Origin of the sequence: Streptomyces sp. NPDC006207, from assembly GCF_040613835.1 — a bacterium.
Lineage (GTDB): Bacteria > Actinomycetota > Actinomycetes > Streptomycetales > Streptomycetaceae > Actinacidiphila.
In genome coordinates, this window is record NZ_JBEXSX010000019.1 from 1 (window position 1) to 25,759 (window position 25,759).

Annotated in this window: 19 protein-coding genes and 1 pseudogene; 15 read left to right on the forward strand and 5 right to left on the reverse strand. The window is 71.0% G+C overall.

Annotation, left to right across the window (positions count from 1 at the left end; all coding sequences use genetic code 11):
• Positions 1-421 precede the first annotated feature (421 nt).
• The 7 genes and pseudogenes from ABZ312_RS17320 to ABZ312_RS17350 all read left to right on the forward strand — a co-directional run bounded on the left by ABZ312_RS17320 (position 422) and on the right by ABZ312_RS17350 (position 12,857).
• Positions 422-1,291 carry a hypothetical protein gene (locus ABZ312_RS17320; RefSeq protein ID WP_500438049.1) on the forward strand — a complete coding sequence of 290 codons (870 nt, stop codon included), beginning with the start codon at positions 422-424 and terminating at the stop codon, positions 1,289-1,291.
• Positions 1,288-4,395: a caspase family protein gene (locus ABZ312_RS17325; RefSeq protein ID WP_500438051.1), complete on the forward strand. Its 3,108-nt coding sequence runs from the start codon at positions 1,288-1,290 to the stop codon at positions 4,393-4,395. The genes ABZ312_RS17320 and ABZ312_RS17325 overlap by 4 nt, the downstream gene beginning before the upstream one ends.
• Before the next feature lie 95 nt (positions 4,396-4,490).
• Entirely contained in the window at positions 4,491-9,413 is a 4,923-nt protein-coding gene (locus ABZ312_RS17330; RefSeq protein WP_500438053.1) for a hypothetical protein, read from the forward strand.
• A 158-nt stretch (positions 9,414-9,571) separates the two neighbouring features.
• A pseudogene (locus ABZ312_RS17335) lies at positions 9,572-9,822 on the forward strand (transposase); the annotation flags it as partial.
• A 188-nt stretch (positions 9,823-10,010) separates the two neighbouring features.
• A complete protein-coding gene (locus ABZ312_RS17340) occupies positions 10,011-10,919 on the forward strand; it encodes a GNAT family N-acetyltransferase (RefSeq protein ID WP_500358445.1) in 909 nt (302 codons plus the stop codon).
• 29 nt (positions 10,920-10,948) lie between these two features.
• Positions 10,949-12,706: a malto-oligosyltrehalose trehalohydrolase gene (gene treZ / locus ABZ312_RS17345; RefSeq protein WP_500321790.1), complete on the forward strand. Its 1,758-nt coding sequence runs from the start codon at positions 10,949-10,951 to the stop codon at positions 12,704-12,706.
• 13 nt (positions 12,707-12,719) lie between these two features.
• A complete protein-coding gene (locus ABZ312_RS17350; RefSeq protein ID WP_431967014.1) occupies positions 12,720-12,857 on the forward strand; it encodes a hypothetical protein in 138 nt (45 codons plus the stop codon).
• A gap of 19 nt (positions 12,858-12,876) precedes the next feature.
• Here ABZ312_RS17350 and ABZ312_RS17355 read toward each other — a convergent pair whose 3' ends face one another.
• Together ABZ312_RS17355 and zapE are read right to left on the reverse strand one after the other, a co-directional pair.
• Positions 12,877-13,755, reverse strand: coding sequence for a PPK2 family polyphosphate kinase (locus ABZ312_RS17355; protein WP_500321792.1), 879 nt, complete (start codon positions 13,753-13,755; stop codon positions 12,877-12,879).
• A 147-nt stretch (positions 13,756-13,902) separates the two neighbouring features.
• On the reverse strand, positions 13,903-15,006 hold the full coding sequence (zapE, locus tag ABZ312_RS17360) for a cell division protein ZapE (RefSeq protein WP_500438055.1): 1,104 nt from the start codon (positions 15,004-15,006) through the stop codon (positions 13,903-13,905).
• Between the two features lie 86 nt (positions 15,007-15,092).
• Here zapE and ABZ312_RS17365 point away from each other — a divergent pair, with 86 nt between their 5' ends.
• The 6 genes from ABZ312_RS17365 (at position 15,093) to ABZ312_RS17390 (ending at position 21,229) form a co-directional block, all read left to right on the forward strand.
• Positions 15,093-15,869 (forward strand): pyrimidine reductase family protein, encoded by a 777-nt coding sequence (locus ABZ312_RS17365; RefSeq protein WP_500438057.1) that lies wholly within the window; start codon positions 15,093-15,095, stop codon positions 15,867-15,869.
• A gap of 197 nt (positions 15,870-16,066) precedes the next feature.
• The gene (locus tag ABZ312_RS17370) at positions 16,067-16,540 is read left to right on the forward strand and encodes an indole-3-glycerol phosphate synthase (protein ID WP_500321798.1); all 474 of its coding nucleotides are present in this window, start codon (positions 16,067-16,069) and stop codon (positions 16,538-16,540) included.
• Positions 16,541-16,619: 79 nt separating this feature from the next.
• On the forward strand, positions 16,620-18,011 hold the full coding sequence (gene murC / locus ABZ312_RS17375) for a UDP-N-acetylmuramate--L-alanine ligase (protein WP_500438059.1): 1,392 nt from the start codon (positions 16,620-16,622) through the stop codon (positions 18,009-18,011).
• Between the two features lie 14 nt (positions 18,012-18,025).
• Positions 18,026-18,433 (forward strand): peptide-methionine (R)-S-oxide reductase, encoded by a 408-nt coding sequence (msrB, locus tag ABZ312_RS17380; RefSeq protein WP_499514609.1) that lies wholly within the window; start codon positions 18,026-18,028, stop codon positions 18,431-18,433.
• Between the two features lie 98 nt (positions 18,434-18,531).
• The gene (locus tag ABZ312_RS17385) at positions 18,532-20,601 is read left to right on the forward strand and encodes a spermine/spermidine synthase domain-containing protein (RefSeq protein ID WP_500438061.1); all 2,070 of its coding nucleotides are present in this window, start codon (positions 18,532-18,534) and stop codon (positions 20,599-20,601) included.
• A gap of 4 nt (positions 20,602-20,605) precedes the next feature.
• Positions 20,606-21,229, forward strand: coding sequence for a LysE family translocator (locus ABZ312_RS17390; RefSeq protein ID WP_500321802.1), 624 nt, complete (start codon positions 20,606-20,608; stop codon positions 21,227-21,229).
• A 19-nt stretch (positions 21,230-21,248) separates the two neighbouring features.
• On the opposite strand, the gene ABZ312_RS17395 is transcribed toward ABZ312_RS17390, so the two are convergent.
• From ABZ312_RS17395 to ABZ312_RS17405, 3 genes are read right to left on the reverse strand one after another with little or no spacing between them, the layout of a single operon-like run.
• Positions 21,249-21,920: an ABC transporter gene (locus ABZ312_RS17395; protein WP_500321804.1), complete on the reverse strand. Its 672-nt coding sequence runs from the start codon at positions 21,918-21,920 to the stop codon at positions 21,249-21,251.
• Positions 21,917-22,753, reverse strand: coding sequence for an ABC transporter ATP-binding protein (locus tag ABZ312_RS17400; RefSeq protein ID WP_500438063.1), 837 nt, complete (start codon positions 22,751-22,753; stop codon positions 21,917-21,919). Before ABZ312_RS17400 ends, ABZ312_RS17395 begins: the two co-directional genes overlap by 4 nt.
• Position 22,754: 1 nt before the next feature.
• Positions 22,755-23,429: an AIM24 family protein gene (locus ABZ312_RS17405; RefSeq protein WP_500321806.1), complete on the reverse strand. Its 675-nt coding sequence runs from the start codon at positions 23,427-23,429 to the stop codon at positions 22,755-22,757.
• Between ABZ312_RS17405 and ABZ312_RS17410 the strand changes: the two genes are divergently transcribed.
• Together ABZ312_RS17410 and ABZ312_RS17415 are read left to right on the forward strand one after the other, a co-directional pair.
• Complete coding sequence (locus ABZ312_RS17410; RefSeq protein WP_500321807.1) at positions 23,371-24,177, forward strand: aminoacyl-tRNA hydrolase; 807 nt, start codon at positions 23,371-23,373, stop codon at positions 24,175-24,177. The two genes, ABZ312_RS17405 and ABZ312_RS17410, sit on opposite strands and share 59 nt — an antisense overlap.
• Before the next feature lie 93 nt (positions 24,178-24,270).
• Entirely contained in the window at positions 24,271-25,626 is a 1,356-nt protein-coding gene (locus ABZ312_RS17415; protein WP_500358443.1) for an MbnB/TglH/ChrH family RiPP precursor modification enzyme, read from the forward strand.
• The last annotated feature ends 133 nt before the right edge of the window (positions 25,627-25,759 follow it).

Consider the following 25,759-nt stretch of genomic DNA (forward strand, 5'->3'; position numbering starts at 1 on the left):
CCGGTGGCCGTTTGACTATGCGGGCACCAACCCAGACGCCGGAGCAAACCCCCGCATCAGGTCCAACCCGCTACACCACGTCCAAGGACGCAACCGGGAGGATCGCCAACCCAATGCGAGGTTGTGCTGATCCGGGATGCCGGGAGCGATCCGGTCGGCCGTGCGGCTTGGCGCCAGCGACGTCAGCCAGGGCACCGTTCGAATCGAAGAGCCCAGTCCTCATGGCTTCGGCCTCACCGTTCGGCGAACCGCACGACATATCGCACGGGATCGTCAACCGATGTGCCGTCAAGTCGTCAGCACAACTGGCACTCTGACGTCTGGTCCTCGGGCATGATGGGAACTCCGGTTTTCCGTGCTCGGGTCCTGGGCATCGAGATTCCGAGCAGCTCATGTCGCATTCGGGGCAGCAGGGGGCATAGTGTCGCGCATAGTGGTCTGCCACGGCATCGGCTACCAGTACAAGCACAGCGAGACGATCAGGACAGAGTGGTACGACGCCCTGCGGGTCGGCATGAGGGACGCCGCGCGCCCGGTGCCGGACGCAGAAGACGTCGCCGCCGTATACTACGGGAGCTGTTTCCGTAGCCGAGACGCCAAGGGCGGCGGTGCGGACGGCGAGCTGGGCGACATCCCGCCGCTGCGCATCGGTGACGTCCGCGATCCGCTCGAACTTGAGCTACTGGAAGCGTTCGCCAACGGAACCGAGGCGCCGCTGCCTGGCCGCAAAGGGCTGGGGCAGGTGGCACTGCGCCGGCTGGAGCGAAGCGAAGGGCTCGGGAGGCCCGCGGGGCGGGCAGTCATCTGGATGGTCAAGCAGGTGCGCCGCTACCTGGATCCAGACGACACCGTACGGGTATGCGCTCAGCAGCGCTTCGAGCGTGTCGTGACCCCGGACACACGGGTCGTCATCGGCCACTCCTTGGGCTCCATCGTCGCCTATGAGGCGCTGTGCGCCCACCCGGAGTGGGGTGTACACACCTTTATCAGCCTCGGCTCCCCGCTCGGCGTGCACGCGATTCGGAACCGGCTGGTCCCTGCATCGCCCGGAGGGGACGAGGGCTTTCCCTCTGCGACCCGCTGGGTAAATGTGGCAGCCAAAGACGACCCCGTCGCGCTGGTGAAGCAATTGGCCCCCGTCTTCGGCGACGTCGACGACCAGCCGGTCGTCAATCTCCCGTGGCACCACCCGGGGAAGTACGCCTTCGGTAGTCACTCCGTGCTCCGTTACCTCACCACGGGAGAGGTAGCCGACGCCGTCACGAGCGCGCTGCTCGCCACCGACCGGTGACGACAGCGCGGTACACCGCCGACCGGCCGACGGGCATCGTCCGGACGGCACTGGTCTCCGGCACAAGCCAGTTCGCAGGCGGGTTCGAACCGCTTCCGCGGGTACGGGACGAGCTGCGCATGATGCGGGCCGTACTGGCAGAGGCCGGGTACAGCATTCACCATGGGTCACAACTCGACCCAACTGTCGGCCAACTCGCGGATAACTTCGAACAGGCGCTGGACGGCGTCGACGGCACGCCCCCAGACGTCCTGCTCTTCTACTATTCCGGGCACGGTTACACCTACGGCGACGGCGACATCTTGCTCGCCGCTCACGACAGCGAGAAGGCCAAACGATCGACCCTTATGGAAATGGGCCGACTCATGTCGCTGATCGTTCCGGGCGAAAAGCCACGCCCACGCGAAGTAATCATCCTGATTGATGCGTGCCAGTCCGGCCTGGCGATCGCACAGTTGGACCGAGCCGCGAACGAGCAGTTGGACAAGGGGACCAACATGCCGGCGCTCACCATGATCAGCTCCACGGACCGGATCGCTGATGCCCAGCAGATGCACTTCGCCGACTCCTTCGCGGCAGCCCTGCGCAACACTCGCACCGACAAGGAATCCGTATACCTCGATGTCCACCACCTTTTCGCCGAGCTGAAAATCCGCATGGAAAAGGGGTCCGAGAATCCTCGTGATCCCCAGGTACCCAGCTTGGTTCCGCCTCGCGAGCAACTCCGGGCTTTCCCCAATCCCCGCCATAAGCGACCCAGAGTAAGGCAGCCCCCAGAGGCGAACAGCGACAGCGGATGGGCCTTCTGCGGGCGCGCCGAGGCCGTGCGAGACGTCATCTCATACCTCGACGGCACTTCACCCATCAACGAGCCCGGGGGGCCGCTCGTGGTCACCGGACAGCCGGGCTCGGGGAAGTCCGTCCTGCTCGACTGGATCAACGCCTCGTCCCAGGGACAGCCACTGCCAGCCGGAGCCCGGGCACCCGGTCCGGCCCGCGTCGGATGCGTCGACCTGCAGGTGGACGTCCGCAACCAGAACGTGGACACTGTGATGTGGCGGCTGGCCGAGCACTACGAGACCGGCGATGTCGATTGTGCAGCGCTCGTGGAGGCCCTCGGCGGCCGTGGACTGCGCCTCGTCTTTGACTCCGTGGACGCGAGCACTGAGCCTGAGCTCCTCACCAGCACGCTACTCGCTCCGCTGGCCGCCCAACCACGGACCCGTGTGGTCATGGCCAGTAGTCAGGTCCCGGACGGGCTCGAGGGGCAGCTCGTCGACCTCGACGCGGAAGAGTACTTCCGCTCAGCCGACGTGGTCAGGCTCGTCGAGCAGGTGCTCAGAAACCGTAAGGGCACCACCTGGTCGGTCACGGCCCCTCGGTCGGTCCGTGACATCGCCGAGTCCACGACAGCAGCGGCCGGCCGGTCGTGGCTCCGTGCCTACCTCTTCGCGGTCGACATGAGCAATGAAGACCCCGCGACCGCCCGGGTGCAGGCCGAGCGGTCCAACGCCGACCTGTTCCTGGACGGACTCGTCCGGCTCAGCCGCGCGCTAGACGACGAGGATCCCCAATGGGCGCGAGAGATGCTCCTTCCTGTAGCACTGGCGCAGGGCGACGGCCTGCCGGCCGACGGGCGGCTGTGGGCGGCAGTGGTGCGTGCGGCCGGCCGACCCGGCGTGGGTGCCGCAGACCTCATCAGCGTGAGCAGAGAGGCGAAGGACTACCTTGATGCCCCGGAGGATGGAATGAACAGCCACGGATGGAGGCTCAAGCACTCGCCGACGGCCAACTATTTGGCCGAGTCGGCCGACGCGCGCGCCTATCACTCCCTGTTCGTCACTGCCATGACCGACCGGCTCGCCGTGCTGCCATCCGGACAACGCGACTGGTCAAGCGCCGACCGCTACACCCGTGACCACCTTCCGCACCATGCACGACTCGCCGGTCTGCTTCACGAGTTCCTGGATGACCCCGAATTCCTGCTGGCAATGAACGGCGAGAAGCTCTACCGCGCACTCGGCCTCATCCAGGCGACCGCCAACGATCGGGCGGCTAACGTGCGAGCTCTGTGCTGGGAGTTGATGGGACCACGCTGGCGGCTGGGCGACGGGCACACCCTGGCTCGGCTGGCGCTCCACGCCCAGGTGCGAGGGTTAAACGAACTCGCTCGGTGCGCCCGCGAGCAAGTGGCAGGCTGGCAGGCCGAGGCGGTTGACTGCCGTCCCTTGTCCCTCCGGAAGGAACTGGAGGATCACAGCGTCAAAACGGTCCACTGCCTTCCCGATGGTGGCGAACTGGCCCTCACTGGCAGCTGGATCTTCCACCGCCCAGGTGGCGCAGACGATGCCTCCTGGACATCGTTCAACCCCGCGAGCATCCCCAGCCGTCATGGCATCTCAGTGCGGGTCACCGCTTCTTCGGTCATCGACCACTCCGGGCAGCCAGCACTGTTCGCGGGGGAGATCACGGGCCGGGCGTGGGTCGCGCTGCTGGACGGCAGGGGGCAGCAGATCGAGCCGCTGGATCTCAAATGCCCACTAACCACCTGCGTCAAGGTCGGACAGGGGCTACTGATCGCGGGGGGTGACGGGTGGCAGTGGCGGAGCCGGGGCCAAACCGGTGAGCTCGTCAAAAATCCGGGGCTGCGGCTCGGCGGAATCACTGCCGCCGAGACCGCAGAAGGGGTTAGGGTGGCGGCCCGTACGGCGTCGAACGTAGTCGTGTGGCGTGGTGACGGCGGGCTGCTGAAGACCTTCGAGCCGCCCCAGAGCCGCGGCCTGATGAAGATCACTTCCGACGCTGAGGGCGTCTACACCGGAGCCGGGGACGGTTCCGTGTGGTGGACGGCCTGGAACGGCCGCAACCGTCGACTCGTCACCCAACACGCGAGCGGAGTCAGCGAACTGCGACTGTGCACTATTGGTGACACACAGGTACTGGTCAGCGCGGGCGTACACGGCGACATCAGGCTGTCGTCACACACCGATGCCAGTCTGTCCCAGCAGTTCGACATCGGGCTCGATGTCCACACGGTGGACATTCACCGCAACGGGAAGTTGATCGTAGGAACTGCCGAGGGCTTGGTCCGCATCACACCATGAGCAGCATTGCCCAGTGAGTCGGGGAGTCGAACGTGAGTCATGAAGATCTGATGTCATCCTCTGCCCGCAGGACGGCGCTGCCGTACGAACTGTCCATGACACTGCATGCACTGGCCACGGATCTATTGGGGAACGCGGTCAATCCGCTCCGCGTCGAGTCCCTGCTGCGCAATGTCATCACCCTCGGCAAGACAGTCCTTGACCGTCAAATCCCCCTCCCACGCCGCCCCTTCGACTTCTCAGGTGAGCAGAAGCCCATCGGGCCCGGCGCTCTACTCCACGAGTACGCGGAGGCGGGGGCCACGAACCTGGGGGGCCTGCTCAGCGAGCTGGACGCCAATCTGCTGTCCGAGCTCGACGAGCTCGTGACCCGATCGGAGCTGTCACCGACCGTCCGCGACGAGCCTCCTACGGCGGCACTGGTGGGCGCGGTGCCCCTGCTGCTGGCGCCGGTGGACGACTGGTACGTCATCGCGGGCGCTGACGTCGTGTTCGACCCCAGCGACGACGTCCGGCCTTCGCCATCGCTCCCTGACCAAACCGCGATCGATCGGGGAGTGCAGTCGGCGCAACACCTGATGGCGAGCGTGGGCAACCGACCATCCACCGACGTCCGTCCCCGTGTCGACGCGCCGTACTTGCTCAGCCCCTCCGCGATCGGCCCGGACTCCTGCGCGCCCGCCGTCGCACTGTCCTTGATTGCTGCCGAGAGCGGTCTCCCGGGCCTCGGCAATCTGGGTGTGCTGGCTCTGGCGGGCATCTCGCAGAACAGCGAGTGGCTGCCGCCCACCGTACCCGAGCAGGCGATGGCGGCCGCCGTAGATGCCGGCCTCGATGTCCTGTGGCGGGACGCCGACGGCTGGCGGCTGCGCCGGGCGAGCACCGTTGAGACCGATCCGGATCCGACCCTGCTCGGAGCGGTCCGCCTGCTGTGGGCAGAGCAGTGGCAGGCGACGGTGCGTCGCTGGGCCTCGGAGACACTCGCAGAGCATGAGTGGCGCATCATACACTCGACCGGCGCAACCGACTCCGCGCCGGGGTGGTCCGGGCCAGCCGACCGTCGCCTGGTGAACTTCGAGCGGGCCTCGTTCCTGTTCAAGAGATTTCACGGGAAGCCACTTTCCCGGGTGATCCAGTCTGGGACGCGTAACTGCGGGAAGACGGTCTGCGCCCAGCAACTGGTGCGCAAGCTGGAGGGCGTGGGCTGGCAGACTGTGGTGCTGTCACCAGACCGCCACCAACTGCCATCGGGCTACGAACTGCCAACCCTAGTCCGCGCCGCGCTCACCACTACGAGCATTGACAGCACACGCCGGAAAGTCCTGGTGGTGCTTGAGGATCTGCACGCCCTGGAGGATGGCAACGTCGGCGAGGCACTGGAGTCGCTCAGTGAACTCAAGGTTGGTGTCCTCGCGCTGACCCGCTTTGTCGACGGAGCGGCTAACCGTTGGGACAACCACGGGGTGACCTCCTATGTCACCATGGTGGCTCCGGAGGACGCAGCCGACCTGGCCCGCCAGATGATCCGGCAGACACCCGGGGAGTACCGAGTCCGCGTCGACGACACGGCGGCCGTCGAGCTGGCGGTTGAGGCATGCCAAGGGGATCTTCGACTGTTGACCGATCTGCTTCGGGAGGAGCAGATCGGCAAGCCCTCTCCCTCGGCGGCCCTGCCCGAGCGGGGTCTCGGCGTCGAACTGGTGCGGGCCCGGGCCCAAGCCGTCTGCGACGGCCTGGGCGCCGACGCTCGGGCCGCGGTAAACCGGCTGGCTGCCGTGTCATGGCTGGACGAGGGCGTCCCGTCCGCCCACGTGGGAGCACTCCCCGAGGACACCCGTACAGCCCTCGCCGTGGTCGTCCACGACGACCTGGCTAGGATTCCCAGCACCGTCCGGGCCGAGGCGGTGCTCGCCTGCGCGAGCTCCGAGGGGCTGAACGCCCTCCCCGCACATCTGGAGCCGTACGTACTGGACCTCCTCCGCGAGGGGAACTACCAGCGGCTTGATGTCCTGCTGCGCAAGTGCGCCGCCTACGCACCGCAACAGCTCGCGCAGCTACTAGATTTCACCTCAGTACGGCGTGCGATCACCAACTGGGCGGCGACCTCGCACCCGCGCAAGGCTCTCGCCCTGCTGCGCCTGTGTCGGCGCAACAGCGACGCCGACTGGACTGCCGCCGCGCTACCGGCAGTCATCGCACGCGTTCCGTCCACCCATGACCTGACGGCACGTGAGCTCACACTCGCGCTCACCTCGCTCTGGGACGACGAGTTCCGTCTGCCGCAGATCGTGTTGTCAGACCTCGTCGCATGGGTCGGTAAACCGCAAGGGGGGCTGGACTCGGTCCTCGCCCAGCCCTCCACGCTCACGGATCGGTACCACCTCGTCAACGCCCTGCTGAAACTGGCCGGTGAGGGCACCACACCAACCGGGACGGTCTGTGAGTGGCTCGAGCAACGCGCCGAGGACCTCGTCCGGGGCGCCGACCCCGCCCGCCACCGGGACCTCATCGCCGTACGACGCATGGACGACCTAATCTTCGCCAAGTCACGACAGGCCCGCGAGGACGACCCCGCGTCGGCGCTGCGCCCACTGTTCAAGCCGGCGCAGTTCCTCATCGAGTCCCCTCCTACCCGGGGCAGGTCCCTCGCCGCCATCCTCTCCTGGCTATCACTGCGGTTGCACTTCGACGGCGCCAGGGACTGGGACCAGGTCATCGAGCACTACAAGTCGCAGCTTCAGGCGGCCTTGGCGTACTCGGACGCCAGCCAAATAAGCCAGGCCCTGTTCGACCTGTCGCAGAGCAACCGCGGGCTAAGCAACCGACTGCTCAACCAGTTGAAGTTCGGCCGCACGCTGATTCCCGTAGTGAAGGCTGCACCCCCCGCGGAAGCCGCCATCCTCATCTCGACGGTTCGGAACATCCATGCCGCCACACTTCGTACACTGCTCTACAGGGAGAACCGAGACGGCGACCTGGTCGCCGACGTCAGCCTGGCCCGCGAACTGGCCAAGTCCATCTGCAGTTTCGAAGACGCCCGCGGCGCTGGCATGCTGCTAAGCAGTGTCAGCCGCGTCGACGACCTCTACTGCGACACCAAGGAGCGGTTCAGTTACCGACTGGCCTCCGAGATCGGTCAGGAGTTCGCCGAAAATGTAATGCAGCGAGAACGTCGGCCCGCCATCGTCTACCACCTGTTGCGCGGCCTGTGGGAGTCGGGCGCAGACTACCGGCAGGCGGTCGAGGAGTCCGCGCTCAACCTCGTCGTCTCTAGCATCCATGCCCAACGCGGCGCCGCCCGTCCCTGGGGTCCGCGTCTGGCTATGTTGCTCATCCAGGACGACTATTTCGGCCAGCACTTTCTTAACGAGCTGGCGGCGCGGCTGGACCGCAAGGTACTGCGCGACCGGATGTCCCAGGTGTCGCTCGACCCGGAGAGCATGGTGCACACTCATCGGCTGGGGCTCGCGCTGGTACCCGACATCGGCGTAGACTTCGCCAAGCGGGTTGAATTGGACAAAGCCGGACGGGTTCAACTCGTGAGCACCGCGAGCAATGTCGCACAGAAGCTCCAAGTGCTGGCCGACACCCTGCGCGCAGGTGGCAAAGTCGAAGCGACCGCTCTGGTGCTCAACCACTTCAAACAGCAAAGCCCCCAGTGGAACTGGGCCGAGCGGCTGCGGGTAAGCCGCAGCATCGGCGCCTTCACCACTACGCTCGGGCAGCTGCGCAAACTGGACCCGTCGGAAGCGGCTACGACCGTGGACGCCCTGAGCCGGCCCCACGGCGGACAGGACCTCTCCCATCTGCGGGAACTCGTTCTGCGCAGCGTCGTGCATCCGCCGCTTGCCGCCGAGTTGCTGAGCGAGGTTGAGCGCTGTAAGTCAGGCCTCGGCAAGGTGGAGCTGGCTGCCCTGCGCAGCGAACGCAGGCGTTGGCGGACCCTCATCGAGGTCTTCAAGTTCGAGCAGGATCCACTGACCCAGGGCATGGTGGGACGCTCCCTGGCCCGGCTCGGGGTAACCAACCGGACCGAGGAAAGCGAGTGGATGCATACTTTGGTCACCAGTCGGTGGGAGGGCACGATGCATCTCCTGGCCAGTCCGCGGGCGGTCACCGAGATGCTCACGCTCGCATTCATGTGGGAGCCGCAGTGGGGCGAGCAGCTGGCCGCGAGCGTCAACGTCGACCGGCTGGTGAACCGGCTGCGGTTGGGTCTCCGGTCCGATCTCCAACAGATCCCTGGCCTGCTGAAGGCACTATGGCTGACCGGTCATCATGACGCGTTCGACGAAGTCCTCGGCCATGTCCTCGGGCTGCACTGCGACGTCCTGGCGAACGCTTTGGGGCTCCACCAGGCAAGCAAACTTTTGCAAGTGGTCCGAATCGCGAGCAGATCAGCAGGTTCACTACCCGAGGCGGTGGGACGGCTGATCGAGGAGATGGCGGGCCGGCATCTGGTGGTTGACGCCGAGGCGCACTGGAGCGGCCTGGGGTGGGCAGCCCAAGCCCTACACGAGTGCTCCGGCCTTCGCTTCCTGCCGGAGACGGTCCCGACGCTACGGCCCAACACCGTGGCCCATCCCGCCGCCGTGGCCTGGGCCGCCGCGTGGCTGCCGCGCACAAAATGGTCGTCCGCGATCGTCTCGGAGGCCGTCGAGGCCTATGACAAGTCCGGCAGTACCCAGCACTGGCATGCCCGGGAGACCTGCATGGCCCTGATTGCGGCCGCGCGGGTCGGGCTCCTCCCCGCTACCGGCCCCCTCGACCCGCACTGGCACGCGGCCACCGAGGCGAATCCCGAACTGCTCACGCTCTTGTGCCGTGAAGCGCTCCATTCCCCGATCTTGCGCGACCACTTCGCCAGCCCGGAGATCGCCGGACGAATGCGAGATGCAATCAACGAGCCCAGTTTGTCCACTTATCTATGCGAGGAGGAACTACGCTCCGCCATCAAACAGCTATGCCCGAAGCCACCCACACCTAGCGTGAACCCGAACGCCGGGCTTGGGCTCTAAGGGCCCAACGACAACAGAACTACATGCCGACCTTTCGTGACGATCGGTCGACCATTCCGGCTTGCCGCTTGCGTTACCGACCTCCGCTTCTTGAGGTCTGGAATGCGCTGGTGACGATGTGCGTCCGGGCGGGTACGCGGTAGGTACGGCCCGGACCGCTCAACACGCACGTCTCGAAGACGATGAAGACACTGAACGGGAATGGCTGACGGGTTTCTTGCCTGGCTACGCCCCGACTTCAACCCGGTCGAGGGCCTGTGGGCGCACATCAAGCGCAGCCTGGCCACCCGCACCCTCAACGAGCTCGACACCCTGCTCCGCGGGACCCAAGTCGTTGCGATACCGGCACGGCATCCTCAGCGGGTTCCTCGCCGGTACCGGCCTCACCTCGACAGACCCAACTGACCCCAAGGCGCGGAAGTCAGTAATCGCGTGGACGCCGCGGAGGCTGATGGCTACGGTGGGCACACGCCCTTGACCGAGGAAGGAGGCGGAAGCCATGTGCCTGTTCACCGTTCCGCGCTCCCGCCCCGTTGTCCGCAGGGCGTACTCCGTCTGACCGGGAGCGCTCCGCTCTTCCGTGAGGACTTCTCCTTCATGACCGATCTGGTCTTCCGCCCGCTCGTCGCGGGCGAATCGCACCTCTTCCACTCCCTGACCCCCGAGGACCACGGCCTGGTCGGCCGGTCCCTGATGGGTCACTCCTACGCCATGACCGACGAGGGCGGCGAGTACCGTCCCGACTGGACCTGGGTGGCCCTGCGCGACGGCGTCGTGGTCGCCCGCGCGGCCTGGTGGGCGGCTCCGGCCGACGAGAAGCCGATAGCGCTCGACTGGTTCGACTTCACCGACGCCGACGCGGCCGTACGGCTGCTGCAGACGGCGCCGCTCAAGGCCGAGTACGAGCTGGTGCTGCCCCCCGGCTGGCGGGAGCGGCGCGAGGTCCGCGAGGCCGCCCAGTCCCGCATCGACGCGGCGATCGTCTCCGGCATGGAGCTGCTCGTCGAACGCTACCGCTACGTCTGGACCCCCGAGTGCGGGCTGCCCGAGCGCACCGGACGGCTCGAGTACCGGCCGGAGCCGGACGACGGCGTGATCCTGGACGTACTGAGGCGCATCGGGGTCGGCAGCCTCGACGCGCACACCCGCCGCATGGTGCGGCTGCACGGCCCGGACGCGGCCGCCCGCGAGGAGCTGGAGTTCCTCAACTGGCTGCAGTCGCCCCGCGAGTGGTGGCGCCTGGCGTACACCCCGGAGGGCGAGCTCGCCGGCATCCAGGTGCCGGGGCGCAACCCGGGTGCGTTCTGCGTCGGCTTCATCGGTGTCCTGCCGGAGCAGCGCGGCCACGGCTACGCCTACGACCTGCTGGTCGAGTGCACGAACGACCTGGCCGGACACGGCGCCGAGCGGATCGCCGCCGCCACCGACCAGGGCAACGCGCCGATGGCGGCGCACTTCGCCAAGGCGGGTTATCCGGTCGCCGGGGAGCGCGTCAACCTGGTGTGACCCCCCGGACGGCGGGCAGCATGGTGCCCATGCGCTTCGACGTGTGGGCACCGGACGCCGGTGAGGTGGAGGTACGGGTCGACGGCCGGGCTCACGACATGGAGCGCGACCCCGAACGCCAGGGCTGGTGGTACGCGGACGTGCCCGCCGGGCACGGTACGCGCTACGCCTTCGCGCTGGACGGGGGCCCACCGCGGCCCGACCCCCGCTCCCGGCGGCAGCCGGACGGGCCGGAGGGCCCAAGCGCGGTCGTCGACCACGACCGCTTCGCCTGGGCCCACGAGTGGGCGGGCCGCCCGCTGCCCGGCGCGGTCCTCTACGAGCTGCACGTCGGCACCTTCACCACCGACGGGACCTTCGACGCCGCGGTCCAACACCTTCCGTACCTGGCCGGGTTGGGGATCACCCACATCGAGCTGATGCCGCTCTGCCCGTTCCCCGGCACGCACGGCTGGGGGTACGAGGGCGTGTCGCTGTGGGCCGTGCACGAGCCCTACGGCGGCCCCGACGGGCTCAAGCGCTTCGTGGACGCCGCGCACGGCCACGGGCTCGGGGTGGTGCTGGACGTCGTCCACAACCACCTCGGCCCCTCGGGCAACCACCTGCCCGCCTTCGGGCCGTACTTCACCGACCGCCACCACACCCCGTGGGGCGACGCCGTCAACCTCGACGCCCCCGGCTCCGACGAGGTGCGCGACTTCCTGGTCGGCAGCGCCCTGTCCTGGCTGCGCGACTACCGCCTCGACGGGCTGCGGCTCGACGCCGTCCACGCCCTCGTCGACACCCGCGCGGTGCACCTGCTCGAGGAGCTCTCCACCTCCGTCGACGCCCTGTCGGCCGCGGTCGGCCGCCCGCTCTTCCTGATCGCCGAGTCCGACCGCAACGACCCGCGCACCACCGACCCGCGCGAGGCCGGCGGCCTGGGTGTGCACGCCCAGTGGAACGACGACTTCCACCACGCCCTGCACACCGCCGTCACCGGCGAGGCCCAGGCGTACTACGCGGACTTCGCCGTCTCCCCGGTGACCGCCGTGGCCAAGGCACTGCGCCGGGTCTTCTTCCACGACGGCACCCACTCGAGCTTCCGCGGCCGCGCCCACGGCCGCCCCGTCGACCTGACGACCACCCCGGGCCACCGCTTCCTCGCCTACACCCAGACCCACGACCAGATCGGCAACCGCGCCACCGGTGACCGCCTCGGCGCGAGCGTCCCTGCGGGGCTGCTCGCCGCGTCCGCCGCGCTCGTCCTCACCTCCCCGTACACGCCGATGCTGTTCATGGGCGAGGAGTGGGGCGCCCGCACGCCCTGGCAGTTCTTCACCGACCACGACGACCCCGAGCTCGCCGCCGCCATCACCCGGGGCCGCCGCCGCGAGTTCGCCGAGCACGGCTGGAAGGCCGAGGACATCCCCGACCCCCAGGACCCGGCGACCCGGCTGCGCTCCTGCCTGGACTGGTCAGAACCCGCCCGGGAGCCGCACGCGGAACTGCTGGCCTGGTACCGGCGGCTCATCGCGCTGCGCCACGCCGAGCCCGAGCTGACCGACCCCGCCCTGGACGCCGTCCACGTCACCGTGGGCGAGCACACCCTGCGGCTGGACCGCGGACGCTTCCGGATCGCCGTCAACTTCTCCCCCGAGGAGGCGCTGGTCCCCCTCCACCACCCCGGCCGCGCCGACCCTCCGGGCTACGTCCCGGTCGCCGCCTGGCGTCCCGGACCACCGCCCGCCGACACCGGCTGCCTCCACCTGCCCGGCCACTCGGTCGCCGTGCTCCGTGAGCGCTGATTACCCTGATCGGGTGACGACCGACGACGAGCCCCGCGCGATCTGTGTCCACTGCGGCGACCCGACCGAGTACCCCGACTCGCAGCCGGGCGCGACCCTCTGCCCGGTCTGCGCCTGGCACGAGGCCCAGCGCACGGCCTGCAGCGGCTGAACCGCGCGGCCCGGTGGGGTCAGTCCTCCAGCAGCAGCTTGCGGGCGACCTCGACGTCGAAGGACGCGGGCGGGCACACCGGGTCTATCAGTTCCAGGTGCTCCATCAGCAGCCGCCCGACGGCCCAGTTCCGGTACCACTTGCGGTCGGCGGGGACGACGTACCAGGGCGCGGCCTCCGTGGAGCAGCGTCCGAGCACGTCCTCGTACGCCTGCTGGTAGGAGGGCCACATCGCCCGGTCCTCCAGGTCGCCGGGGCCGAACTTCCAGTGTTTGCAGGGGTTGTCCAGCCGTTCCAGCAGGCGGGTGCGCTGCTCCTCGCGGCTGATGTGCAGGAAGACCTTGACGACGCTGACGCCGTCGTCGGCGAGCGAGGCCTCGAAGGAGTTGATGGTCTCGCAGCGCTCCTCCCACACCGAGCGCGGCGCCCGGCCCCTGACCCGCGGCACGAGGACGTCCTCGTAGTGGGAGCGGTCGAAGACCCCTATCCGCCCGCGACCGGGCAGGGCCCGCTCGACGCGCCACAGGAAGTGGTGGGCCTGTTCCTCCGCCGTCGGGGCCTTGAAGGCGGTGATGCGGCACCCCGCGGGGTCGAGCAGGCTCGCGAGGTGCCGTACGGCGCCGCCCTTGCCCGAGGTGTCCATGCCCTGGAGCAGGACGAGGACCGAACGCGGGTCGCCCGCCGTGCTCTGTGCGAAGAGCCGCTCCTGCAGCGCCGTGATCCGGCCGCGTGCGTACGGCACGCACGCCAGCGCCTCGGCCTTGCCGGCCGGGCCGCCCGGCGTGGCGCGGGGGTCGTACGACCGCAGCCGCACGGGGCCGCCGCCCGACGGGACCCGCAGCTTCGCGCGCAGCCCGGGCCTGGTTCCGGATGCGGTGTCCGGGCTCCTCTTCGTCACCGCGCCTCCCTCCGGGGGACCCTCCCCGCTCCCCGCGGGCTCCGGTCCGGTGATCCGATGGTGCGCCGGATCCCCCGGCGCCGCCAACGCGTCCGGGAGCCACGGGTGTCACGGCCCGAGCGCCGCGCGCACCGCCGGGAGCGGAGCTCAGGCGTCCGGGGTGGCGAGCCGCTCGGCGTCGCGGGCGAGGGCGGTGAGGCGGGAGATGGCCCGGAAGTACTTCTTGCGGTAGCCGCCGGCGAGCATCTCCTCGCTGAAGATGCCGTCGAAGGGCCGGCCGGAGGCCATGACGGGGACCTCGCGGTCGTAGAGCCGGTCGGCCAGGACGACCAGGCGCAGCGCGGTGGCCTGGTCCTCCACGGGACCGACGCCGCGCAGGAAGACCGCCTCGACGCCGTCGCAGAGCGCGCCGTAGCGGCTGGGGTGGACCCGGGCGAGGTGGGCGAGGAGGGCGCCGAAGTCGTCCAGGGAGGCGCCCGGGGTGCGGCCCGCGGCAGCGGTGACCTGCTCGTCGGTGTACGGCGCGGGGGCCTCGGGAAGGCCGCGGTGGCGGTAGTCCTCACCGTCGATGCGCAGCGACCGGAAGCGGGCGGACAGGCCCTGGATCTCGCGCATGAAGTCGGCGGCCGCGAACCGGCCCTCGCCGAGCTTGCCGGGCAGGGTGTTGGAGGTCGCGGCCAGCTTCACCCCGGCGTCGGCCAGCTTGCCCAGCAGGGTCGAGACGAGCACGGTGTCGCCGGGGTCGTCGAGTTCGAACTCGTCGATGCAGACCACCCGGTGCCCGCTGAGCGCCTGCACGGCCTGCTGGAAGCCGAGGGCGCCGACGAGGTTGGTCAGCTCCACGAAGGTGCCGAAGGCCTTCTGCTCGCGCGGCGCGGGCGTGGCGTGCCACAGCGAGGCGAGCAGGTGGGTCTTGCCCACGCCGTAGCCGCCGTCGAGGTAGACCCCGCCGGGTCCGGCCGGGGCGGCGGGTGCGGCCTGACGCCGGAACCAGCGCTTGCGCCCGCCGTCGGCGGGGACGCCCAGCCCCTCCGCGAAGGCCCGCAGCGTGCCGACGGCCTGGGCCTGGCTCGGCTGCTTCGGGTCCGGGAGGTAGGTGTCGAACCGTACGGAGTCGAAGCGCGGCGGCGGCACCATCTCGGCCACCAGCCGGTCCGCCGGGACGTGCGGCTCGCGTCCGCTCAGCGAGACGGGCGGCGTCCCGCCGGGTATCGGGCTGGATGCTTGCGCGGCGGCGAAGGACGAGGACACAGCACTCCAGCCTAGTGCCTCGCCGGTGGTCCTCCCGCCGCCGTGTGGCCGACCCCACTGCGTGGGGGGCGTGGAAGACTGCAGCCATGCGCCGCCTCTTCCCCGCCCCCGCGACCGCTGCCGCACCGGCACCCGCCGAGACCCTGGACACGCCGGAGGCGCTGGCCGACGCCTACGCGTACCCGGAACCGGCAGGCGGGGAGCCTTGGCTGCGGGCGAACATGGTGTCGTCGCTGGACGGCGCGGCCCGGCACGACGGACGCTCCCAGCCGCTCTCCTCGGACGCCGACATGCGGGTGTTCGGGGTGCTGCGGGCCCTGGCCGACGTGGTGGTCGTCGGCGCGGAGACGGTGCGGCAGGAGGGCTACCGCCCCGCCCGCGCCCGGGAGGCCTTCGCGGCCCGCAGGGCCGCGGCGGGACAGGGCCCGGCCGCCGCGATCGCCGTGGTGAGCGCCCGGCTCGACCTGGACTTCTCGCTGCCGCTGTTCACCGATCCGCTGGTGCCGACCCTCCTGCTGACCGGCGAGGACGCCCCGGCCGACCGGGTCGCGGCGGCCGGGAAGGCGGGGGCACGGGTCGTCCGGGCCGGCTCGGGCACGGGCGTGGAGCCGGCGCGCGTGGTGCGCGAGCTGGCCGCGCTGGGGCTGCGCCGGATGCTGACCGAGGGCGGGCCCCTGCTGCTCGCCCAGTTCGCCGCCGCCGGGGTGGTCGACGAGCTGTGCCTGACGATCGCCCCGCTGCTGACCGCCGGTGACGCCATGCGCATCATGAACGGACCCGGCATCACCGACCCCGTCCGTTACACCCCGGTGTCGATCCTGGAGGAGGACGGCTTCCTGTTCACCCGCTACGTACGCGGCTGACCGGCCCCCCGGTGCGACCGGGACCGGCCACCGGCCGCCCACGCCACCGGCCTCACCCGGATGGCGCCGATTGCCCGCCCCGCACTCGTCCGCGTGCCACGGCCCGGGAACGGATGTCCCCGCGTGCCCCGCGCCCGGACGGGGCAGGATGGTTTCCGTGGCAGGCCCGACGGCCCGCGAGAGAGAAGGACGCGTCCGTGTTCACGACCGTACTCATGATCGAGCAGCCGCTCGTCCCCGCCGATGTGGATCTGGTCACCACGCTCCACGGTGACGAGCCCGTCTCCTTCGTCGTCCTGATGCAGCCACGCGGCGACCAGGACCGGCTGCTGCGGGCCATCGACGACGTCGCCCTCGGCGAACTCGACAAGGCCGTCCACGAGCGCGAGCGCCCCGAGGGCGACAAGGCCCTGATGCCCGCCGAGCGCGCGCTGAGCCACAGCCTGACCGCCCTGCGCGAGGCGGGCTGCGAGGCCGTGGGCGAGGTGGTCGAGCGGCACCCCATCGAGCTGATGAAGTCGGTGGTCGAGCAGACCCACGCCGACGAGGTCATCGTGCTGACCGCCCCGCACCTGGTGGAGGAGTTCTTCCACCGCGACTGGACCTCCCGGGCCCGGCACAAGGTCGGCGTGCCGGTGCTGAAGCTGTTCGCCCACAACGCGGAGGACTGAGCGGACGCCGTGTCCCCGACTGGTGGAAGAATCGGGGACGGCCGACGACCGACCTCGTGAGTTCCAGGGAGCACCTCGCATGAGCCCCACCCTTCCCCCCGGTATGGACCGACCGCACTTCATCGGGATCGGCGGGGCCGGGATGTCGGGCATCGCGAAGATCCTGACCCAGCGCGGCGCCGCCGTCGCGGGCAGCGACGCGAAGGACTCCGACACGGCCGGGGCGCTGCGCGCGCTGGGCGCGACCGTCCACATCGGCCACTCGGCCGCGCACCTCGCGCAGGACGCGACCTGCGTGGTCGTCTCCAGCGCCATCCGTGAGGACAACCCGGAGCTGGTGGCGGCCCGCGGGCGCGGCATCCCGGTGGTGCACCGCTCGGACGCGCTGGCGGCGCTGATGGGGGGCTCGCGCCCGATCGCGGTGGCCGGCACGCACGGCAAGACGACCACCACCTCCATGCTCGCGGTGAGCCTGTCCGCGCTGGGCCTGGACCCGTCGTACGCCATCGGCGGCGACCTGGACGCCCCGGGCTCCAACGCCCACCACGGCACCGGCGAGATCTTCGTGGCGGAGGCGGACGAAAGCGACCGCAGCTTCCAGAAGTACGACCCCGAGGTGGCGATCGTGCTCAACGTGGAGCTCGACCACCACGCGAACTACGCGTCGATGGACGAGATCCACGAGTCGTTCGAGGTCTTCGTCGGCAAGATCGTCCCCGGTGGCACCCTGGTCGTCGGCGAGCACTCCGGCGCGCGGGAGCTGGCCGCCCGGGTGGCGGGCCGCGAGGGGCTGACCATCGTGCGCGTCGGCGAGGACGAGCAGGCCGACGTGCGGATCCTGCGGATCACCCCGCACGGGATGTCCAGCGAGGTCACCGTCCGCCTGGGCGGCGAGGAGCACACCTTCACCGTCTCCGTGCCCGGCCGCCACTACGCCCACAACGCGGTCGCCGCCCTGGCCGCGGGCGTCGCGCTGGGCGTCCCGACGGAGGGCCTGGCCAAGGCGCTCGGCACCTACACCGGGGTGAAGCGCCGGCTGCAGCTGAAGGGCACCGCCGCGGGCGTCCAGGTGATCGACTCCTACGCGCACCACCCGACCGAGATGACCGCGGACCTGCAGGCCCTGCGCGAGGCGGCGGACGACCGGCGCATCGTCGTGGTCTTCCAGCCCCACCTGTTCAGCCGCACCCAGGAGCTGGGCCGCGAAATGGGCCGGGCCCTCGCGCTCGCCGACGCCTCCGTGGTGCTGGACATCTACCCGGCCCGCGAGGACCCGATCCCCGGCATCACCAGCGACCTGATCATCGACGCGGCCGTCGCGGCGGGCGCCGACGTCACCGCGGAACACGACAAGGAAGCGGTCCCCGAGGTCGTCGCCGGAATGGCCAAGCCCGGTGACCTTGTTCTCACCATGGGCGCGGGCGACGTGACCGATCTCGGTCCGCGCATCCTCGCGCGCCTGGAGAACTGAGGAGAGGGAGGACCATGGCGTACGAAGTCGACAAGTCCGAGGAGCAGTGGCGTCAGGAGCTGACGCCACAGGAGTACGCGGTCCTGCGCCAGGCGGGCACGGAGCGTCCCTTCGTGGGCGAGTACACCGACACCAAGACCCGCGGCGTCTACTCGTGCCGCGCCTGCGGCGCCGAACTGTTCACCTCGGACACCAAGTTCGAGTCGCACTGCGGCTGGCCGTCCTTCTACGACCCGAAGGACAGCAAGGCCGTCGAGCTGATCGAGGACCGCTCGATGGGCATGGTCCGCACCGAGGTCCGCTGCACCCGCTGCGGCTCGCACCTGGGCCACGTCTTCGAGGGCGAGGGCTACGACACCCCGACGGACCAGCGGTACTGCATCAACTCGATCTCGCTGCGGCTGGCCCCCGTGGAGGACTGATCACGAAATCCGACGGCTAGGCCCCTCGCGTGGGGCGGACGCGCCACGCGGGGCGCGTCCGTCGACTCCCCGCCCACCGGGTGGCAACGTGGCCCGGCATGGAACACCACGTACGGGCCAGGTTGCTGCTGGCCAGCGCCACCATGCTCTTCGTCGAACTGGCGCTGATCCGGTGGGCGGGCGCGAACGTCGTCCATCTGAGCTACTTCTCCAACTTCATCCTGCTCGGCTCGTTCCTGGGGATCGGGCTGGGCTTCCTGATCGCGGCGGAACGCGGCCGGTGGCTCAAGCGGTGGGCGCCGCTGCCGCTGGCCGTGCTCGTGGTGCTGGTGCGGGAGTTCCCTGTCCAGGTGCGGCAGAGCAGCGGCGACATCATCTACTTCACGGCGGTGAGGACCACCGGGCTGCCGCAGTGGGTGACGCTGCCGGTGCTCTTCCTGCTGGTGGCGTTCGCGATGATGGCGATCGGCAAGATCACCGCCGATCTGTTCCGGCAACTGCCGTCGCTGGAGGCGTACCGGTGGGACCTGCTCGGCTCGCTGACCGGTTCCGTGGCCTTCGCGGGGGTGTCCTGGCTGCGCGCGCCCTCCCTGGTGTGGGGGCTGATCGCCGCTGCGGCGCTGCTGGTCCTCGGCGGCCGGCGGAACACGCTGCGGTACGCGCTGCCGCTGGCGGCGATGGTCCTGGCGCTGCTCTTCGAGTCGCTGGCGCCGGGGGTGTCCTGGTCGCCGTACTACAAGATCGAGCTGACCCGCCCGGAGCCGGGCACCAGTTCCCGGACGTACAAGATCGCCGCCAACGGCGTGCCGCACCAGAGCATCGCGCCGCTGAAGGTGCTGCAGCAGCCCAACTCGCCGTACGAGCAGGCCTACCGGGAGACCCCGGACAATCCGCACCGCAAGGTGCTGGTGATCGGCGCGGGCAACGGCAACGACGTCGCCGTCGCCCTGGCCAACGGCGCGCAGTACGTGGACGCCGTCGAGATCGACCCGCGGCTGCAGGAGATCGGGGCGCAGCTGCACCCCGCGCGGCCGTACGAGAACCCGCGGGTGCACGTCCACATCAACGACGGGCGGGCCTTCCTGGAGCGGACGAAGACGAAGTACGACCTCGTCGTGCTGGCGCTGCCCGACTCGCTGACGCTGGTGTCGGGCGCGAGCAACCTGCGGCTGGAGAGCTACCTCTTCACCAAGCAGGCCTTCGAGTCGGCACGTGACCACCTCGCGCCCGGCGGCGCGTTCGCGATGTACAACTACTACCGCCAGAACTGGCTGATCGACCGCTTCGCGGGAAGCCTGGACCAGGTCTTCGGGCACGCCCCGTGCATGACGGAGTACAGCAAGCGCGCCGCGGTCCTCGTGGCCGGGCTGACGCCGGCCGACCAGACGTGCGGGACGGTCTGGCGGGCCAGCGGGCCGGTGCCGCCGCCCGCGGACGACGACCACCCGTTCCCCTACCTCCTGCACCGCACCGTGCCGAGCCTCTACCTCGGCGCGCTCGGCCTGATCCTGCTGGTCACCGTGATCTCGGTGCGGCTGGCTGGGGTGCGGCTGCGCGGGACGCTGCGCTACGCCGACATGTTCCTGATGGGCGCGGCCTTCCTGCTGCTGGAGACCAAGAACGTCATCGGCTTCGCCCTGTACTTCGGCACCACCTGGCTGGTGAACGCGCTGGTCTTCATCGGGGTGCTGCTGGCGGTGCTGGCCGCCGTCGAGGTGCGGCGCCGCATGCGCCGGCTCAACCAGACGGCCCTGCAGATCCTGCTCTTCGTCACGCTCGCCGTCGGCTGGCTGGTCCCGGCGCAGGCCGTGCTGTCGCTGCCCTTCGCGGCACGGCTGGCGGCGGCCGTCGCGCTCGCCTTCGCGCCGATCTTCTGCGCCAACCTGATCTTCTCCGACCGCCTCGCCCAGGCACCGGACCCGACCGCCGCCTTCGGCGCCAACCTCCTGGGCGCGCTGACCGGCGGCACCCTGGAGTACCTGGCGCTGCTCACCGGCTACCGCGCGCTGCTGATCCTGGTGGCCGTGCTGTACGCCGGGGCCTGCGTCGCGATGCGGCTGTCCGGTGGCGGTGGCCCCGCCGGCGGCGACGGCGCGGGGCAGGGCCGGCAGGACGCCACGGCGCACGGAAACCGGCTGGTGCGCGAGGGTCCCGCTGCAGCACCATGACGGGATGCTGAGCGTCCTGCTGCCCTTCCTCGGTGCCTGCACCCTGATCGCCGCGGCCCCCGGGCCGAGCACGGTGCTGATCATCAGGCACTCCCTGCGCAGCCGCCGGGCCGGCTTCGCGACCGTCCTCGGCAACGAGACCGGTGTGTTCGTCTGGGGGCTGTGCGCCGCCTTCGGCCTCACCGCGCTCCTCGCGGCCTCACAGCTCGCCTACGACGTCGTGCGGGTCGTCGGCGCCGCCGTCCTGATCTGGTTCGGCGTCCAGGCGTTGCGTGCCGCCCGCCGCGGCCCGGATCCCGAGCGGGCCGCGGCGGGTGAGGACGTGACGCTGACGCCGTGGGCGGCCTACCGCGCCGGGCTCGGCATGAACCTGGCCAATCCCAAGGCGGCGGTCTTCGCGATGTCGTTCCTGCCGCAGTTCGTGCCCTCCGGCGCGCCCCAGCTCCCCGCGATGGTGGCGCTCGCGGCGCTGTGGGCGGTCTACGAGGTCGGCTACTACGGGGCGTACGTCTGGTTCGTCGACCGCCTGAGGGCGGTGTTCAGTCGCGCCGCGGTGCGGCGCCGCCTGGAGGCGGTGTCCGGTGGCGTGCTGGTCGCGCTGGGCGTCCGGATGGCCCTGGAGGGCTGAGCGGCCGCGCCCCCGCCCCTTACCCGCGGCGTGCGCTGAGCGTCGCCGCGAGCAGGCCGGCGCCCGCGGCGGCGAGCGCCGCGAGCAGGAGGGGCACCAGCGGGAACGGGACCGCGCCGGTACGGGAACCGGTGACGAGCCCGGTGACCGCCGCGTTGGCGGGCGATCCGGCGGCGACGAGGACCAGGACCGCGGTGAGGGCCGTGACGGGCACCGCCCATCCGGGGCGGAGCAGCACCGGGGGGTTGGTGAGCGCGCCGACGGCGGTGCCGAGCAGCGCGCTCACCAGGGCGGCCAGGAGACCGGCCACGGCCGCCGGGACCACCGGGATGGCCTTGAGGTGGTCCGTGGTGCGGGGGTCGGCGATGCCGAGGACCACGGCGGTGCCCGCGGTGCCCAGCACCACCGAGCACAGCAGCGCCGCCAGGACGCCCGCTGTGTGGGCCCGCCCCGGCCCGGCGGCGGCCGCCACGCAGGCGCGGGCGGCCGGCGGCTCGGCCGTCACGCTGACCCGCACCAGCCAGGCCGCGGCCGGGAGCAGCGCGGCGGCGCTCCAGCCGAGGGAGTCCAGCAGCGGCTGCGGTCCCCCGGCCAGCCCGATCCCCATGACGGCGACGTGGAGCAGCAGCGGCGGCAGCCAGCGGAAGGACCGCAGGAGCACGGCGGTCCGGTAGCGCAGCAGGGCGGTCATGAGGACTCCGTGGACGGCTGCGCGGGCGGCTCCGCGGGGCGGACCGCCCGGATGTGCCAGGGCGGCGTGGCGGTAAGGAGCCGCCGCAGGACGGCGTCGGACCCGGCGGCCGGGACGGTCACCCGGAGCGTGCCGGGCGCGGCGGGCTCGTACGCGAGCCCGGCCGGCGGCTGCCCGCCGCCGGTGGCCTCGATGACGACGCGCGGCCCGGCGGCGGCGTCCAGGGGCACCGACACGAGCCGGGCGCCCTCGACGCGGTGGACCTCCGTGATGTCGCCGGCCAGCCGGCGCGGGTCGTGGTCGACGAGGACGACCGTGCCGCCGGCGGCGCTGCGGGCGCGCACGGCGTCGTCCAGGACGGTGCGCGCGTCCCGGTCGAGCCCCGTCCACGCCTCGTCGAGGACGAGGAGTTCCGGCTCGGCCACCAGCGCCTGGGCCACCGCGACCTTCTGGCAGGTGCCCTTGGACACCTCGGCGAGCGGGGTCCGGGCGTACCCGGCGATGCCGAAGCACTCCAGCCACTGCTCGGCCCGCCGGGCGGCGGTGCGGCTGCCGAGCCCGTGCACCCGCCCCAGGTGCACGAGGTAGCCGTGCGCGTCGAAGGGCAGTGCCGGCGGGAACCGCTCGGGCACGTACGCGGTGCGCGGGCGACCGCTGACCCGGCCCGTGGTGGGGCGGTCGATGCCGGCGAGGATCCGCAGGACCGTGGACTTGCCGCTGCCGTTCGCCCCCTCGACGCGCAGCACCCGTCCCCCGGGCACGTCGAGATCGACGCCGCGCAGCACCCAGGGCCCGCGCGCCCCGTACCGGCGGCCGACCGCCTCCAGCCGCACGTCAGTTGGACGGCTGGTGGGGCTGGGACTCGCTCGGCCGGACGATGACGAAGCCCTCCCCCTGCAGCATCAGCTGCACCGCCTCGCCGGAGCCGCCGCGCAGCATCGAGCCGAAGCTCTGCGAACGGTGCAGGGAGGTCTGCAGCTGGGCGCTCCAGCCGACGACCGCGTCGGTGTCGACGTACACCGGGGCCTGCGGGGTGACCGGGATGACGATCGGGTTGCCCTCGCACATCACGCCGAGCCGGCCGTGCCCGGTGAAGACGCTGTTGAACAGGCCGCCGCCGGCCATGCCCGCGCCCTTCACGACCTTTATCTCGTAGGAGAGGGTCGAGTCGAAGACCAGCACGTTGCGGCCGTTGATGGTGAGGCTGTCGCCGGGGTCGAGGTCGATGACGAAGCAGTTGGCGGCCTCGTGCGCGAACCAGGCCTCGCCCTGGCCGCGCACCGACATCAGCGGCAGGCCCTCACCGGTGAAGGCGCGCTTGAGGAACTTGCCGACGCCCTGCCCCTTCACCTCGAACTGCAGGTTGCCCCGGAAGGCGATCATCGAGCCCTGGCGCGCCAGGCACTCGCCGTTCACCGCGTACTTGATCGACTTGGCGTTCTGGAGGGTCATGCCGGGCTCGGTAGCCGGCTGCGCCGTGTTCTCGGTCGCGAAGAGGTCGCTGTGCACCCCGGCATCCTGGCCCGGAGGGATCGGCTCCGACAAGCTCTTGCGGGGCGGGTGGCAGACTGTCGAGGTGACAACCGATCCTCGCGACGCCGCTCCCCAGTTCGTCCTCCCCCTGGTCGTCCGCATCGAGCGGACCGCCCCGCCGGCGCGGACCGACGCGCTGGAGACGGCCGCCCGTGCCGTGCTCCTGCTGCGCTCCGACGAGCGCGCCACCGCCGCGGACGGGGAGTGGGCCGGGGCGGTACGGGGCTGGGAGGACGCCCGCATCCGCAAGGTCGTACGGCGGGCGCGCGGCGCCGAGTGGCAGCGGGCCGAGGCGCTGCCCGGCATCACGGTCACCGGCAAGTCCGCCGAGGTCCGCGTCTTCCCGCCGGTTCCGCTGGACGGCTGGCCCAAGGACCTGGCGCGGCTGCAGGTGTCCGGGACGGAACTGGAGGACCCGGAGCCGCCCGCCGGGCCGGAGACCGGGACGCCGGTGCTCTGGCTCAACCCCGGGGTGCAGATGTCGGCCGGCAAGACCATGGCGCAGGCCGGGCACGGCGCCCAGCTCGCCTGGCTCGCACTGCCCCCCGCCGAGCGCGCGCAGTGGCGCGAGGCCGGTTTCCCGCTGGCCGTGCGCACGGCGCCGCAGGCCGGCTGGGAGACGCTCACCGCCTCCGGGCTGCCCGTGGTGCGGGACGCCGGGTTCACCGAGATCGCCCCGGGGTCGTGCACCGTCGTGGCGGACCACCCGGCGCTGCGCCGCTGAGGCCCCAAGCTCAAATCAAGCTCTGAAACCCGCCCCCGCGGGGTTCACCCGCCGTGCGCGGGGCCAGAACCCCGGCAGGAGGAAGGGGGGCGCATGGAGCACTCGTATCTGGGCACGGGCATCGGCTGGCGGCCGGAGATCGCGGCGGCGGTCGAGGCGCTGGCGGAGGCCGGCCGTGTCGACTGGGTCGAGGCGGTCGCCGAGAACGTCTGCCCGGGTCATCTCCCCGACTCCCTGCTGCGGCTGCGCGAGCGCGGTGTCACGGTCGTCCCGCACGGTGTCTCGCTCGGCCTCGGGGGCGCCGAGCGGCCCGGCGCGGACCGGCTGACCGCGCTCGCGCAGCGCGCGCAGGCGCTGGGCGCCCCGCTGGTCACCGAGCACATCGCCTTCGTGCGCGGCGGCGGGGAGCTGACGGGCTCGGCGCACCTGGAGGCGGGGCACCTGCTGCCCGTGCCGCGGACCCGGGACGCGCTGGACGTCCTGTGCGAGAACGTGCGCATCGCGCAGGACGCGCTGCCGGTGCCGCTCGCGCTGGAGAACATCGCGGCGCTGGTGGCCTGGCCGGACGAGGAGATGAGCGAGGGGGCCTTCCTCGCCGAGCTCGTCGAGCGGACCGGGGTACGCCTGCTGATCGACGTCGCCAACCTGCACACCAACCACGTCAACCGCGGCGAGGACCCCCTCGCCGCACTCGACGCGCTGCCGGTGCACGCCATCGCCTACGTCCACGTGGCGGGCGGTGTCGAGAAGGACGGCGTGTGGCACGACAGCCACGCGCACCCCGTCCCCGAGGCCGTCCTGGACGTGCTGGCGGCGCTGTACGAGCGGGCCTGCCCGCCCGGCGTGCTGCTGGAGCGCGACGACGACTTCCCCGCCGGCGGCGAACTGGCCCGCGAACTGGCCGCGATACGCCGCGTGGTGGACGCGGGCACGGGCGGGCGGGCGGACGTGCCGCCGGCCGTGCCCGCAGGGGTCGCCGCGGCGCCCGGGGCGGCCCGTCAGCGCCTCGCGCTGCGCCAGACCGCGCTGTTGTCGGCTCTCGTGGCCGGGACGCCGGTGCCGGAGGGCTTCGACCGGACCCGGATCGGTGTGCAGAGCCGCGCGCTGGCCGCCAAGCGCGCCGGCATCGTCGCCAAGGTGGCGCCGGAGCTGCCGGAGATCCTGGGGGCCGCGTACCGGCCGCAGTTCCTGCGCTACGCCGCGCTGCGGCCGCTCGACGGGGGCTACCGCCACGACGCCATGGCCTTCGCCGCGTACGTCCTCGACGGGGACGGCCCGCACGACCCCGCGGTCACCAGGCGGCTGGCCGCGTGGTGGCGCGAACGCTCGGGTCCGGCACCGCTCGCGGCCTGGCGGCAGCGTCTGCGCGGAAGGGTTTTCCCGGCGCCGCGACAGCCCTCACACGTATTCATACGTATGCGGGACACGCTCCGTTCAAAGCTGCCATAATCTTTTTCCAAGGGCCTCCGACCTGCGGCGGGAATGGCGGCGGAGCCCATCGAGCGCGAAAAGGAAACAACGTACCAAGGACCGGGCCCGGATTCCTGGAATTCGCGAATACGTGACTGTTCCTCGCCTTGGA